Consider the following 13,165-nt stretch of genomic DNA (forward strand, 5'->3'; position numbering starts at 1 on the left):
CGCGCCACCGTGGAATGATCCGGTTTCCCAGGTCATCCCGGCAATCGGCTCGGCATAGTTTTACGTCCCTCCAAAGCACGCGGTGCAAAAGGCAGTGGTCATGACCTCATCGTTGGACGATGACGGTGGCCTGTGACATGACACACATGATCCAGCAGTGCACACACCAGCGCTCGAACCCGATCGGCCGTGAAGCCGCCGTCGTCCGGGTGGACGCGGTCAGTCAGATGTCGCCGGTTCCACTTCCAATAAGGCGCCAGAATTTGCGTGAATCGGACCGTCTCAGCGCATTCGCAGCCGAACCCGGTGACGTTGGCGTAGGCTAACGATCGATCAACGTGCAGGCCAACATGCCGAGCGCACCAGGCATCGGGGAAACCCACATCCAGCAGATGGGACGAAACCGCGAGTTGCACGACGATGCCGGCAGAGTAGAGGAAATCGGGCCAGTCACCGGGCGCTTCGGGCGCTAGGGAAGTCATGAATTCTTCGGCTCGGCGGTAGCGTACGCGGCTGAGCTCGCGTCCCTCCTGCGTGCGTCGGAGCTTGACCGGTTCGGCGCCATAGATCTTCCATAGGGCGGCGAGAGCGGAATTATCGTCTGTTGATGAGATCAACGCCGTTGGGGGCGCGGAACTCGCCGCGTGCTGTGATCGAACAGGAACAAACTGGTCCATGGTCATCTCCGGTCCGCATTAGGCGGTCACGCGGAAAGGACGAGACGGATGCGGAACAGTCCCGAACTCCCGCACGCTAGGCGCGGGAGCCGCCGGAGCTGGTAACATGCCAGAGACATGCGCCGCCGCCTTTCACCCGAAGGTTTGGACATACGCGACGGCACCCCGGAAACCGAAGTGTCCGAGCTTGCTTCTCTGGCGGGATTACCAGTCCCGGCGCTGACCTTTGCACAGCGCATCAAGATGTTAGCAGAGGCGAGTCCCCGCGCCAAGCTACAGTGCATCGAGGAAGGCGAGCAGCCGATCCCCCGGCTTATAGCGTCCTCCCTTCTGCCCTTTGAACGGCTTGACCTTGGCTAGCGCCGCCTCCTTCAATGCGAGGTGTGCGTGCAGGTAGACCTGGGTGGTCTTGATGGACTCATGCCCAAGCCAGAGCGCGATAACGGAGATGTCCACGCCAGCCTGGAGCAGTTCCATCGCCGCGCTATGTCGGAGGACATGAGGGGTGACCCGCTTGCGGCCGAGCGAGGCGCATCGCAGCTTCGCGGTCTCAGCATGGCGTGCCAACAGACGCTGCACAGCGTCAGGGCTTAGATGGCCGCCATGTATGTTGGGGAACAGCATCGTCGAACCGCGCTGCCCTGCCTCTTTAAGCCAGGCTTGAAGCTCACGACACGTCTGTCTGGTAAGCGGAGTGCAGCGTTCCTTGCGACCCTTGCCGAGGCATCGGACGTGCGCGCCGGTGCCCAGAACGACGGCGTCGCGCTCAAGCTGGACGATCTCGGACAACCGCAGGCCGGTCTGCGCGGCGAGATGCAGCAGCATGTGATCACGTCGGCCGATCCAAGTGCTCCGATCGGGTGCTGCGAGGATCGCGTCGATCTCGCCGCGGGTCAGGAAATGCACCTCGCGCTTGTCGTGAAGCTTGCCAGGGATCGCGAGTATGCGTTGGATCTGCCCAGCAAGGGCGGGCTCCTCGAACGCGACGAAGCGGAAGAAGGCTCGAATGGCGGTCAGGCGCAGGTTGCGCGTCTTGATCCCGATCGCCCGGTTCGCCTCTAGATCGTCGAGGAAGGCGCCGATAAACGGAGCATCAAAATCGGTGAGATCGAGCCGGGAGGGCGGCTTACCCAACTTTGCCTGCGCAAAGGTGAACAGCAGCCGGAACGTGTCGCGGTAGGATGCGATGGTGTGCGGACTGGCGTTGCGGTGGTGCATGAGGCGCAGGGTGAAGAAGCGCTCGATGAGCGATGGCAGGGCCGCGGTGCCGGTCATGACACCATCTCCCAGCGCGCTTCGAGTCTGCTCGCAGCTTCGCTCATGAGCTCGGGACAGGCCGAGAGGTACCAATATGTGTCGCGAACCTTGCTGTGGCCGAGATAGGTGGTGAGCGTTGGCAGCAGGCGCTCAACATCTTCACCTGCCCGGTACCAACGCAGGAGGGTGTTGACGGCAAAGCTGTGGCGCAGGTCGTGGAGGCGCGGACCCCGGCTATATAGCTCGGGATCGCGTAACCCGATCCGCCGCAGCACGCTGATGAATATGCGTTCGGGGTACTGAGGCCGCAGCCGCTGACCTCCTCGCAGGACGAAGAACCAGGGGCTATTGCGGCAGGCGCGACAGTCATCACGCTGTGCGGCGTAGTCAGCGAGCGCCCGGGTGGTGGTCGGATGCAGCGGGACAAGCCGATCCTTGCCACCCTTAGTCACAGGCAGCGTCAATATCCCGGCCTGAAGATCGACATCCGCGCGCTTGAGGCCAATCGCCTCGCCCAAACGCATGCCCGTGGTCGCGAGCAGGCCGAAGAGGCAATGATAGGTGCGACGGTTGATGCCCTTGGCCAATCCCCAGCGCAGCGTCGCGTCGAGCAGTCGCTGGATCTCCGCTTCGGTGTAAATATAGGGGCGCGGCCGCCGGGGTGATGGAAATATCCCGGCAGGCAGTGTCTCGGTCTGGATATCGAGGCTCGAGAGATGCCGGGCAAACCCGCGCACCATCGATAGCCTGTTCGACCAGGACGCGCGCTGGGCTTGGGTAATCCAGGCCACTGCCAACTTGCGTGTAATGACGCTGGCCTGGGCTGCGTCCATCAAGGTGACGAAATCGCTGAGGCAGCGCTCTTCGTTGTCAAAGCGATAGCCAAACCCGCGCCGCATGAGCACATAGCGGGTCAGCGCCTGACGCAGCACGCTCATTGCTCGCCTCCCAACCAAGGCATGCCCAGGGGACGCAGGCTGTCGAGATCTACCTTAGCGTAGATCCGCGTCGTGTCGTGCTGCTCATGGCGCAGAAGTTGGCCGATCTCGGTCAGCGTCGCGCCGGACCGCAGCAGATCGGTCGCCAGGCTGTGACGGAAGGCGTGTGAGCCGCGATGGGCGACGCCGATGACGCCGGCTTGGGCGATCGCCTTACGCGCAACAGTCTGGACGCCAGGTGCCCCCTTGAACCCAGCATATGGCGCTACCGCGAGCAGGAACAGGCTACGACTGTCCGACGGCGGGCGCCCATCCTGCAGATAGCTGGCGATCGCCGCGCCGACGTCGGGCGGCAGCGGCATGGTAGCCGTCTTGCGTCCCTTGCCGCGAACCGTGAACTGGCCCGCCCGCCAGTCAAAATCGTCGAGGTTGAGCCTCGCCACCTCGGTCGCCCGTAACCCCAACCGGGCGAGCAGCATGAGGATCGCATAGTTACGTCGACCCATAGCCGTGCTTTGATCGCAGCTGGCGAGAACGCGCTGCACATCTTCGTTCGGCATGAAGCTAGGCAATCCGGCTTCGGCAGGCCGGCGCACGGATGGAAGCGCAGTCGTCAGGTCTTCGGCGAGAAAACCTTCGGCGTGCAGATATCGCAGGAACACCCGTAGGCGAGAGCACATGATCCGAGCGGTTGTCGGCCCGCGATCACCGCCATGCCGCTCGACGTAGCGCGCCACCTCCCGACCCGAAAGACGCGCAGCATCGACGCGGGTCGCGATACCCAGCTCCTTAAGGAACGGCCGAAGAAACCACAGGTGGCTCGCGATCGACATTGGCGCGAGGCCACGCTGGCGTTCCATATAGAGCGCGTAAGCCTGGAGGATATCTTCGCACGGATCGCCGCAGGGCATGGGTCGGGGCGCAATGGCGTTGGCTTCGCGCAGGACTAACAACAACCGGGCCAGGGCCAGGGCATCCCCTCTGTACTGCGGACGGTGCCGTGACCGCTCGGCGAGATATCGGGTGACGAGCCCTTCCCGGACATCGGCAAGATCCGAGCCGGTGGCAGCAAGCCAGAACCCGAAATCCCGAGCAAGGCTCAGATACCGATGGCCGATCTCCCGGCTGTAACCGCGCCGCCGAAGCCACTCGATGTAGAGGTGAATGTGTTCGGCGAACGGACCACGCTTCAGGCCGCGCAAGATCCGACTGCTGCTCAAATATCCATCGGTGATCATCGTCGTTCCTCCACGCACATGATGTGCGTGAGGAGGAAACTATGCCGCGTCGATAGCCGCTAAGGCACCGGAGCCGATGTGAAAGCGGGAACCCATCGGCATAGTAAGCTGCTCGGCATAAACCCCTTTATGCCGCGCGCGGCATAATGGAGTGTAAAAAGTCAACGTGAGCAGCAAGGCGGAGTATAGACGCTCAGCGGCCTGGTGCAGCATAAAGGCCGCATCCCGATGCTCATGCTGAGAAAGGAAAAACAAGAAGCCCTTCTGCGCACTGGCGGCTTGTGGCATCCAGTCCTCGAAATACTCCCGCGCGGCGTCTAGCGCTTGCTGCGGTGTTTTCGGTTTCGGCTTCGTCAGTTCGCGGTCGTCCGCCTCGTAGAGGGCGGTCCCATCCTTGACGACTTCCATGAAGAACACGCGACCATGGGCTAGGCCGTCGTTCACCTCGTGCAGAGAATGGACGATGAAATTGACCGGCGTGCGCAGCGTCTTTTCGATTGTGTAAGCGCGGATCAGCCGCTCCTCTGCCTTTGCCCAGTAAGCGGCCCGATCGGTCAGTTCTTTCTGGCTGACGATGATGAGGATATCGTAGTCGGACTTGTACTGGTTCGCTGATAGCGGCGCATCTACCCAGTCACCCCGCGCATGGCTGCCAAAGAGGACAACCTTCAGGATGCGCGCGCCCTTCCGGGGGCCGGTGGCATTCTCTATGGCGCCGCGAAACTCTTCGAAAATGACCTCGACGATGCGCTCAAGCTCGCGCTGCTTTGCCGCAGGAAGATGGTCGGTATCGGTACGCATTGCCGGGATTCTTTCTGCATTCGCCGATGTTTGGCAAGTCCAATCGCAGCAAGGCTATGGCATAATGATCAAGCCGTTCGAACTGCGCGCGCGGGGGCTTGTCCGCAAATCTGACGCGCCCGCTTTTCGGCAGATTGCGTTGGGCGAGGGACGGCGGTTATCGGCGAGGGGAAGGGAGGTCATTCGCACTGATCGGCGCATCCACAGCGATGCCGAGCGTCTTGCCCGTTCGGATGCGCCTGACGTTCGGGTGGTCGTGGGCTCCCCTGACGTGCCTGCCACATAATGCTTCCTTCTATTCCAACGAAAGGATCGCATCATCAAACCGTGGGATTAAACAGTTTTCTCGAAATGGGATGCGACGCGTCGCTGTAGATCGGCCCGGAAGCAAAGCCCTACTTTAAATTATCTCCCGAGACGTCATAGGTCTTCGACACGGGTCAATTCCCTGCGATCCACATCCCGATGACGATGAATGAATCGGGTGCGTGAAAGATGCACTGATACTTGCTGCTATATCCGGTCTGTTTGCTGGTTCCTTGTTTGCATTATCTCAGCGATCACAGAAACTGCTACCTCCCACGGAGCTTTGCCAGTACGTGCCAGCCCGATAGGCGAACGGATCGACCGCAGCTTTTCGGCATCATAGCCGGCACGGGCCAATCTGTGATTTCTGCCGGCGACGCGACTTTGGGCGCCAAGCACTCCTAGATAGGCAGGATCGTGTTGTAACGTAGCCGATAAAATCTGGTCATCCAACTCATCGTCATGATTGGCAGCGATAACCGCCGTCCAATGGTCCGGCTTTATGTCTTTGATCGCTTCATCCGCTGAATTGCGATCATATTGCACATTCGCGATCGGCGGAGGGTGGTCGGGACCGTTTGGACGAATTAGGAGAGTTTCAAAGCCAGACATGGCGCCGAGCGCGGCAATCGCCAACGCAATCGGATCGCCACCTGCGATTACCAATCTCCATGGGGGATAATAAGAAAGACTGTATATCTCTCCGGTGAGCTGGAAGGCAGGACGCTGACAACTTTCTGCGACCGTCCGTTCCAAACCATTGCTTTGCCAACGGACGGCTTTGCGCTTAGCGGAGAGCGCGAGAAGACTAGCGACCGCTCCCTCGTCGGATGAGATGCGCTCCAGCAGGACTTCTAATGCGCCGCCACACAGAAGCCGTATGTCAATCCATGGACTACCATCGCCATACAACAGCCGTTCCGGCTTGCCGTCCTGCATGACCATCTTAGCGTGATTGGCAATGTCGGCTTCAACGCATCCCCCAGAAAAATATCCTGAGGCGGAATCTCCTTCGAAGACCATCTGGGTTCCCACCGGGCGCGGCGATGATCCAGCAACGCGGATTAAAGTGCCTAATACAAGGTGGGCATTTCGATCTGTAGCAGCTCGCAAAGCTGGTCTGATATCATTAGTCCAGCCGAACAAAGGCCAGTCAGCATCGATCAGGCGCACGTAAGATTCTTCCCTCGCGCTTGACCCATGGCCAAGCTGTCATTCGTTGATGCGCAGTATACCTGGTTAATTATGGCCACTCCTGCAGTATTGCAGCCGTGGACGACCAGATTTCGCCTAGCTCGAATCGGCTTTTCGATGATGCCCTTTGCCATGGCTCTGGTGGAGTACTTGATTAACATGGCGAGGATATCCGTTCTGTCGGGCCAGATCATTCCATATTATCGCGACAAGGTCGTCCGGCTGCCGAAAATCGCTCTCGCGATGATGTCGCGCTGCACATCATTGGCGCCGCCATAGATGCTGGTCGGGCGCGCAATCAAATAGATGAGACGGAGGTCCTCGTTGTCCGCTCCCAGCGGGACGGCACCCCGACTGCCGCCGCGCTCCCCTGCTGCCTGCAGGCATGCCTCGCTAATGCGTTGGAATAGATCGGACGACAGCATCTTTAGTACACACAATTCATGCCCTTCAACGCGGCCATCGATGTAGGCGTCCGTTGTTTGCGCATAGAGCGCGACATAATCCTCGAGATCGCAGAGCAATTGCCCATGCAACTGGCGCAAGGCATGCTGATCGCTCTGAGCAAAGCTGATCAGGCGGTCGAGGACATCAAAGGCGTACCGCGCTGGAGCGGGGCTCGCCGTGGTGATCCGCTCGACGCCGAGCAGCGCTTTAGCGACGGTCCATCCCTGTCCCGGTTCGCCGACCAAGTTTTCCGCCGGCACGCGGACATCGTCCAGAAATACCTGGGCGAACTCATCCTCTCCTGCCAGGTTGACGATCGGTTCGACCGTGATGCCGGGCAGGTCCATGTCGGCGAGCAGGAAGGAAATGCCCTGCTGCTTGCGTTCTTCCTGGCTGGTCCTGACCAGCAGGAACATGCGCTGGGCGTCGGTGGCCATGGTCGTCCAGATTTTCGTCCCGTTGACCACGAAATGGTCGCCGTCGCGCCGCGCCGTCGTCTTCAGGCTGGCGAGGTCCGATCCGGCGTTGGGTTCCGAATAGCCCTGGCACCAGATCACGTCGCCGCGCACGATTTCGGGCAGATATTTCGCCTTCTGTTCGGGCGTCCCGAACTTGATCAGCGTCGGACCAAGCAGCGTGCCGCCCATGTCGAGCCAACGGGCAGTCCCGAACTGCGCCATTTCCTCATGATAGGCGAGCTGCTTGGTGAGCGGCAGCCCTAGCCCGCCATATTCCTTTGGCCAGGAGGGAAGCCGCCAGCCATGGTCGTGCATCAGGCGGAGCCAACGCTTTTCGCTGTCCCCGCGCAGGCGAAATATGACTGGCCGCCGCCATTCGGGCGGATAATATTCCTCCAGCCAGTCCCGCAGCCTCTTGCGGAACGCCTCGTCGGACAGGGAATCCAGTTCTGCGGGTTCGGTCACGACGATATCCTGTTCTGTTCGTGCGCGCGCAAGGCCTGCTCCCGGTGCGTGCTGGCATTGCCCAGCCAGGCGGAATGGCGCAGCGCGGCGTTGACGTAGAGCCCGACATCGGCTTCCTCGGTATAGCCAAAGGCGCCATGATACTGGATCGCCGCCTTGGCGATCGCCATCGCCATGTCGGAGCAGCGGGCCTTTGCGCGGCTGATGGGGCCACGCGCGTGGGCGGCGCCCTGCGTGCCCAACAACGTAGCCGCACTGCGCCAGGACGCGCCGGCCAGTTCCATCTGGCCGAAGAGGTTGACCAAATGATGCTGAAGCGCCTGATTGGATGCCAGCGGCCGGCCGAACTGAACGCGCTGACCGACATAATCGATCGTCATCGCCAGCATCGATTGGGCCAGCCCCTCCAACTGCGCCGAAACCGCGAGCAGGCCCCGGCCCATCGCCAGCGTCACCATGTCCCGAGCGGCGGGTCCGCGCGCAAGAAAATGGTCTTGCGGCAGGGTGACGCCGTCGAACCGGACGTCCGCCGTGACGCTGCCATCCGCCATCGCATGGGACGTGGCCGTAATGCCCGCGCTGTCGGCCGGCACCATGACGATCGCCAGATCGCCATCATGGTCGGCCGTCACGAGCATCGACACGCCGTCCGACCATCCGGGCACGCTCGCCTTGTCGCCATGCAGCACGATCATGCCGTCGGCGATGCGCGCCGTGGTAGACAAGGGATCGTCCTGATGGCCGGCCGCCGTCGCTTCGCCATGCGCCAGGCTGAACAGCCCCTCGCCCGTCGCCAGCCGCCGGGCGCAGGCCCGGGCCAATGCCGTATCCGACAGGGCCAGGACCGTGGCCGCGATCACGGCATTTTCGATAAAGGGTTCGGGCAGCAGGCGCCGGCCGAACATTTCCGCGACGACGAGCGCCGCCGACAGGGGCAGGCCGGAACCGCCATCGCTTTCGGACAGGAGGATGCCGGTCCACCCCATTTCGGCGATGCCGGTCCAGATCGCCCGGTCCACCCCACTCGCCGGCTTCCGCAGCCGGGCCAGGTCGTGCCGGTCGTCGGCGAACGCGGCCGCCGATTCCCGGATGAGCGTGTCGATTTCGCCTTCAGCGCGCCACATGGCCAGTACCCCGCAACATCAAGCGCACATCTGGCTGCCACCATTCACCGACAGGCGCTGGCCGGTGATGTAGGATGCCGCGTCGGAAAGGAGGAAGCATACCGGCCGGGCGACCTCCTCGGGCGCGCTCCACCGTTGCAGGGGAATGCGCGAGAGATAGGTGTCGCGGAACTTCTCGCCGCGGATGACTTCCGTCATGGGCGTTTCGACCATGCCGAACGCGACGGTGTTGACCCGGATGCCATAGCGGGCCAGTTCGCGCGCGCCGCTCATCGTCATGCCCGCGATCCCGGCCTTGGCCGCGCTGTAGTTGATCTGGCCGACGGTGCCCTGGACGCCCGCATCGGACGAGACGTTGACGATGGCACCGGGCGCGGCATCCCCCTGTTTCGCGCGGTCCACCATATGCTGGCTGACGGCCTGCATGAACAGGAACGCGCCCGTCATGTGAACGTCGAGCACCTGCCGCCAGTCGTCCAGCGCCATCTTGCCCAGCATCGCGGGACGCGTGATCCCGGCATTGTTGACCAGCCCGTGGACGGCGCCGAAGCGGTCGCACGCCTGCGTTACGACTGCCTGCGCGAAGGCGGGGTCGCTGATGTCGCCGACCTGTGCCAGCCGGTTCGCGGCGGTGTCGCCGCAGACCTGCTCCAGTGCCTGGGCGTTGCGGTCCACCAGCACCGCATTGCCGCGCAGGGCGCAGACCAGATCGGCTATCGCGAGCCCTATGCCCTGTGCCGCGCCGGTGACGATGACGGTACGACCATCGAGCGACATGGGATTGGCGATTATACTGGATGACTGTTGCTGGTCTGCGGTCGCTTCGGCGGTGCCCGTCATGCTTTCCTCATCTTATTTTTTCCGAAATCGGACGATGTGTCGCGATGGCTTCGCCGGCGTCGCCGCCATCGACCGTCCGGTTCGAACCGTCGGCTATTGCCCTCAACATATGTTGAGCATATGCTAGTCATATGTTTCAAAGTCAAGTTGGGAGAGGGATGCGATGAGCGGGCTTTTCAAGGCGTCTGGACGCCGGCATCGGCCGGCGCGGCCGGGGGCCGATAGACATGGCATGTCCCGCCGCGCGGCACGGGCAGCGCTATGACGATCCCGTCCCTGCCGCCCGGTCATGTCGGACCCTTTGCGGGGCTCGATGTCCCCTGGCTGCTCAAGATGCAGGCGCAGCACCGCCGCGACCATCCGTTCGTCATCTGGGCGCCGTTCGAGAGCGACGCGCGCACATGGACCTATGGCGCGTTCAACGAGCGGGTCGAGGCGCTGGCTGCCGGCTTCCTCAAGCGCGGCCTGAAGGCGGGCGACACGCTGCTGATCCATCTGGAAAACTGCGTCGAATTTCTCTTCTCCTGGTTCGCGTGCGCCGAAATCGGGGTGATCGCCGTGACCACCAATGCGCGCGCGGCGGCGGGAGAACTGGCCTATTTCGCGGATCATTGCGGCGCGGTCGCGGCGATAACGCAGCCGTCCTTCGCCGCCATGCTGGCGCAGGCGTGCCCCGATCTGCGCTGGATCGCCGTCACCGCGCACGATGCCGGCGCAACGCCCGCCGTGCAGGATCGGCCGGCCCGGTCGGAATCCTTCGATCGGCTGTTCCTGGACGATGCCGGTCCGGCGCGCCGACCGGCCGACCCCTACGCATCATGCAGCATCCAGTTCACATCGGGCACGACCGCCCGGCCCAAGGCGGTCGTCTGGTCCCACGCCAACGCCCTGTGGGGTGCCAAGGTCAACGCCCAGCATGAAGGGCTGCGCGCCGACGACGTCCACCTCGTCTACCTGCCGCTCTTTCACACCAACGCGCTGTCCTATTCGATACTGGCGACGCTGTGGGCGGGGGCGAGCGCCGTGCTGATGCCGCGTTTTTCCGCCAGCCGCTTCTGGGACTATGCGATCCGCCATCGCTGCACCTGGGCATCGATGATCTCCTTCTCCACGCGCGTGCTGATGGAGCGGGACGTGCCGCCCGATCACCATTTCCGCATGTGGAGCGCGCCGATTTCCGATCCGCCCGCCTTCGACCGGTTCGGCATCAAGACGATCGGATGGTGGGGCATGACCGAAACCATATCCCATGGGATCGTCGGCGACTTCAACCATGTGACCCAGCCGCTGGGCATCGGGCGCGCGGCGCCCGAATATGACGTTAGGGTGGTCGACGATGACGGGTCCCCGACGCGGGTGGGGGATGCGGGCAATCTGCTGATCGGTGGGACGCCGGGGCTCTCGTTGTTCAAAGACTATCTGCACAATGCGCAGGCCATGCAGAGCAGCTTCGATGAACATGGCTATTTCATCACGGGCGACAGGGTGCAGCTGCTGGAAAATGGCGTCCTGCGCTTCACCGACCGCGCCAAGAACCTGATCCGCGTCGGCAGCGAGAATGTGGCGGCTTCGGAGATCGAGCAGATCGCGATGGGCGTGACGGGCGTGCGCGAGGTGGCCGTGGTCGGCAAGGCCCATCCGATGCTCGACGAGGTGCCGGTCATGTTCGTCATCCCGAGCGATGGCGTGGACCATGCGTCCCCCGAACTGGTCGACGCGATCATGGATCGGTGCCGGCACAGCCTGGCCGCGTTCAAGATGCCGCGCGAGATCCGGCTGCTGGACGAATTTCCGCGCGCGACGCTGGAGAAGGTCGCGAAGAACGAGCTTGTAAAGTTGCTGGGATAGGGCAGGGCGATGAGGGACGACATGGAATGGCCGGTGCGGCCGGCAGAGGAATATCTCGCCCATCTGGCCGAGGGCCGCTTCATGGTGCAGCGGTGCCGCGACAGCGGGGACCTGTTCTTCCATCCCCGCGTGGCGGCGCCCGCCACGGGCAGTACGAACCTCGAATGGGTGGAGCTGTCCGGCCGGGGGACGGTCTATTCCACGACCGTGGTGCGCCAGAAGCCGCCGGCTCAGGACTATAATGTGGCGCTCATCGACCTGGAGGAAGGGCCGCGCATGATGGCCCGCGTCGACGGCGTGCCGCCCGAAGATGTCGCGATCGGCATGGCGGTGCGGGCGCGGATCGTCACGGAGAACGACCAGCCGCTGGTGATTTTCCGCCCGGCCTAGATTTGCAGGAACCCGATCATGAATGGATTTCCCCGCGGTAGAACGGCCATCGTTGGCGCCGCCACCTTCGGCATGGGCGAAGCGCCCGGCTATCAGGCGATCGATATCGCGGCCTATGCCGCGGTCGAGGCGCTGCGTTCGGCGGGCATGACCCCGGCCGACGTCGACGCGCTCTTTCTGTGCCTGCCCGACGATCATCTGGCGGGGCTGACCATGGCGCAATATCTGGGCATCCAGCCCAGGATCACCGACAATAACCGTACCGGCGGATCAGCCTTCCAGACTCACGCGATATGGGCGGCGCTGGCGCTGGACGCGGGCCTGTGCGACGTGGCGCTCATCACCTATGGCAGTACCCAGCGCAGCGCCGCCGGACGGCTTCAGACGGTGGCGGGTGCGGACCCGTTCGAGGCGCCCTACAAGCCGCGATTGCCGACCGCAGCCTATGCCCTGGCCGCGGCGCGCCACATGCACGACTATGGCACCACGCCCGAACAGCTGGCGGAGGTCGCCGTGGCCGCGCGCCTGTGGGCAAAGCGCAACCCCGATGCCTTCATGCGCGATGACCTCAGCATTGAAGATGTGCTGGGCGCGCGCCGGGTTGCCGATCCGCTGGGTATCCGCGACTGCTGTCTGGTAACGGACGGCGCGGCGGCGATCGTGATGACGCGCGCCGATCGGGCAAAGGATCATGCGGCGACGCCCATCCACCTGCTGGGCGGCGCGGCGGCGACTACCCATTATCATATTTCCAGTATGCCCGATCTCACGGTGACGGCCGCGCGGGAATCGGGCGCGCGCGCCTTCGCGCAGGCCGGGCTTGCACCGCGAGACGTGGACGTCCTGCAACTCTATGATTCCTTCACCATCAACCCGATCCTCTTTCTGGAAGATCTGGGTTTCTGTCCGAAGGGGGAGGGGGGGCGCTTCGTGTCGGACGGGCGGATACGACCTGGCGGCGATCTGGCGCTCAACACCAATGGCGGCGGCCTGTCCTGCTGCCATCCGGGGATGTACGGCCTGTTCGAAATGGTGGAGGCGTTCGTCCAGCTGACGGGCCAGGCCGGCGCGCGCCAGATAGCCGATGCGCGCGTGGCGCTGACCCACGCATCGGGCGGCTTCCTGTCGAGCCAGGCCACCCTCGTCCTGGGACATCCCGACACGGTGTGACGCGGCGTGCAG

Annotated in this window: 12 protein-coding genes; 3 read left to right on the forward strand and 9 right to left on the reverse strand. The window is 63.2% G+C overall.

From position 1 onward, the window contains the following. Nucleotides 1-98: 98 nt before the first annotated feature. The 9 genes from TZ53_RS26750 to TZ53_RS10995 form a co-directional block, all read right to left on the reverse strand. A complete protein-coding gene (locus TZ53_RS26750) occupies nucleotides 99-683 on the reverse strand; it encodes a hypothetical protein (RefSeq protein ID WP_044660550.1) in 585 nt (194 codons plus the stop codon). Between the two features lie 267 nt (nucleotides 684-950). Further along, the gene (locus tag TZ53_RS10955; protein ID WP_044660551.1) at nucleotides 951-1,952 is read right to left on the reverse strand and encodes a tyrosine-type recombinase/integrase; all 1,002 of its coding nucleotides are present in this window, start codon (nucleotides 1,950-1,952) and stop codon (nucleotides 951-953) included. Beyond that, complete coding sequence (locus TZ53_RS10960) at nucleotides 1,949-2,872, reverse strand: tyrosine-type recombinase/integrase (protein WP_044660552.1); 924 nt, start codon at nucleotides 2,870-2,872, stop codon at nucleotides 1,949-1,951. The genes TZ53_RS10955 and TZ53_RS10960 overlap by 4 nt, the downstream gene beginning before the upstream one ends. After that, the gene (locus TZ53_RS10965; protein WP_044660553.1) at nucleotides 2,869-4,110 is read right to left on the reverse strand and encodes a site-specific integrase; all 1,242 of its coding nucleotides are present in this window, start codon (nucleotides 4,108-4,110) and stop codon (nucleotides 2,869-2,871) included. Before TZ53_RS10965 ends, TZ53_RS10960 begins: the two co-directional genes overlap by 4 nt. Before the next feature lie 39 nt (nucleotides 4,111-4,149). Continuing rightward, complete coding sequence (locus tag TZ53_RS10970; protein ID WP_238320050.1) at nucleotides 4,150-4,911, reverse strand: nucleotidyltransferase domain-containing protein; 762 nt, start codon at nucleotides 4,909-4,911, stop codon at nucleotides 4,150-4,152. A gap of 513 nt (nucleotides 4,912-5,424) precedes the next feature. Then, nucleotides 5,425-6,390: an XdhC family protein gene (locus tag TZ53_RS10975; RefSeq protein ID WP_044661288.1), complete on the reverse strand. Its 966-nt coding sequence runs from the start codon at nucleotides 6,388-6,390 to the stop codon at nucleotides 5,425-5,427. Between the two features lie 221 nt (nucleotides 6,391-6,611). Beyond that, nucleotides 6,612-7,781, reverse strand: coding sequence for an acyl-CoA dehydrogenase family protein (locus TZ53_RS10985; protein ID WP_044661290.1), 1,170 nt, complete (start codon nucleotides 7,779-7,781; stop codon nucleotides 6,612-6,614). Beyond that, nucleotides 7,778-8,905 (reverse strand): acyl-CoA dehydrogenase family protein, encoded by a 1,128-nt coding sequence (locus tag TZ53_RS10990; protein WP_044661291.1) that lies wholly within the window; start codon nucleotides 8,903-8,905, stop codon nucleotides 7,778-7,780. The genes TZ53_RS10985 and TZ53_RS10990 overlap by 4 nt, the downstream gene beginning before the upstream one ends. A gap of 18 nt (nucleotides 8,906-8,923) precedes the next feature. Beyond that, nucleotides 8,924-9,745, reverse strand: coding sequence for an SDR family oxidoreductase (locus tag TZ53_RS10995; RefSeq protein WP_084694363.1), 822 nt, complete (start codon nucleotides 9,743-9,745; stop codon nucleotides 8,924-8,926). A 261-nt stretch (nucleotides 9,746-10,006) separates the two neighbouring features. Here TZ53_RS10995 and TZ53_RS11000 point away from each other — a divergent pair, with 261 nt between their 5' ends. The 3 genes from TZ53_RS11000 to TZ53_RS11010 are packed head-to-tail and all read left to right on the forward strand — an operon-like array spanning nucleotide 10,007 to nucleotide 13,153. Beyond that, nucleotides 10,007-11,593: an AMP-binding protein gene (locus TZ53_RS11000; protein ID WP_044661292.1), complete on the forward strand. Its 1,587-nt coding sequence runs from the start codon at nucleotides 10,007-10,009 to the stop codon at nucleotides 11,591-11,593. Nucleotides 11,594-11,602: 9 nt separating this feature from the next. Further along, nucleotides 11,603-11,983 carry a Zn-ribbon domain-containing OB-fold protein gene (locus TZ53_RS11005; RefSeq protein WP_238320051.1) on the forward strand — a complete coding sequence of 127 codons (381 nt, stop codon included), beginning with the start codon at nucleotides 11,603-11,605 and terminating at the stop codon, nucleotides 11,981-11,983. A gap of 18 nt (nucleotides 11,984-12,001) precedes the next feature. Then, a complete protein-coding gene (locus tag TZ53_RS11010; RefSeq protein ID WP_044661294.1) occupies nucleotides 12,002-13,153 on the forward strand; it encodes an acetyl-CoA acetyltransferase in 1,152 nt (383 codons plus the stop codon). The last annotated feature ends 12 nt before the right edge of the window (nucleotides 13,154-13,165 follow it).

This window comes from Sphingobium sp. YBL2 (assembly GCF_000943805.1).
Taxonomy (GTDB): Bacteria; Pseudomonadota; Alphaproteobacteria; order Sphingomonadales; family Sphingomonadaceae; genus Sphingobium; species Sphingobium fuliginis.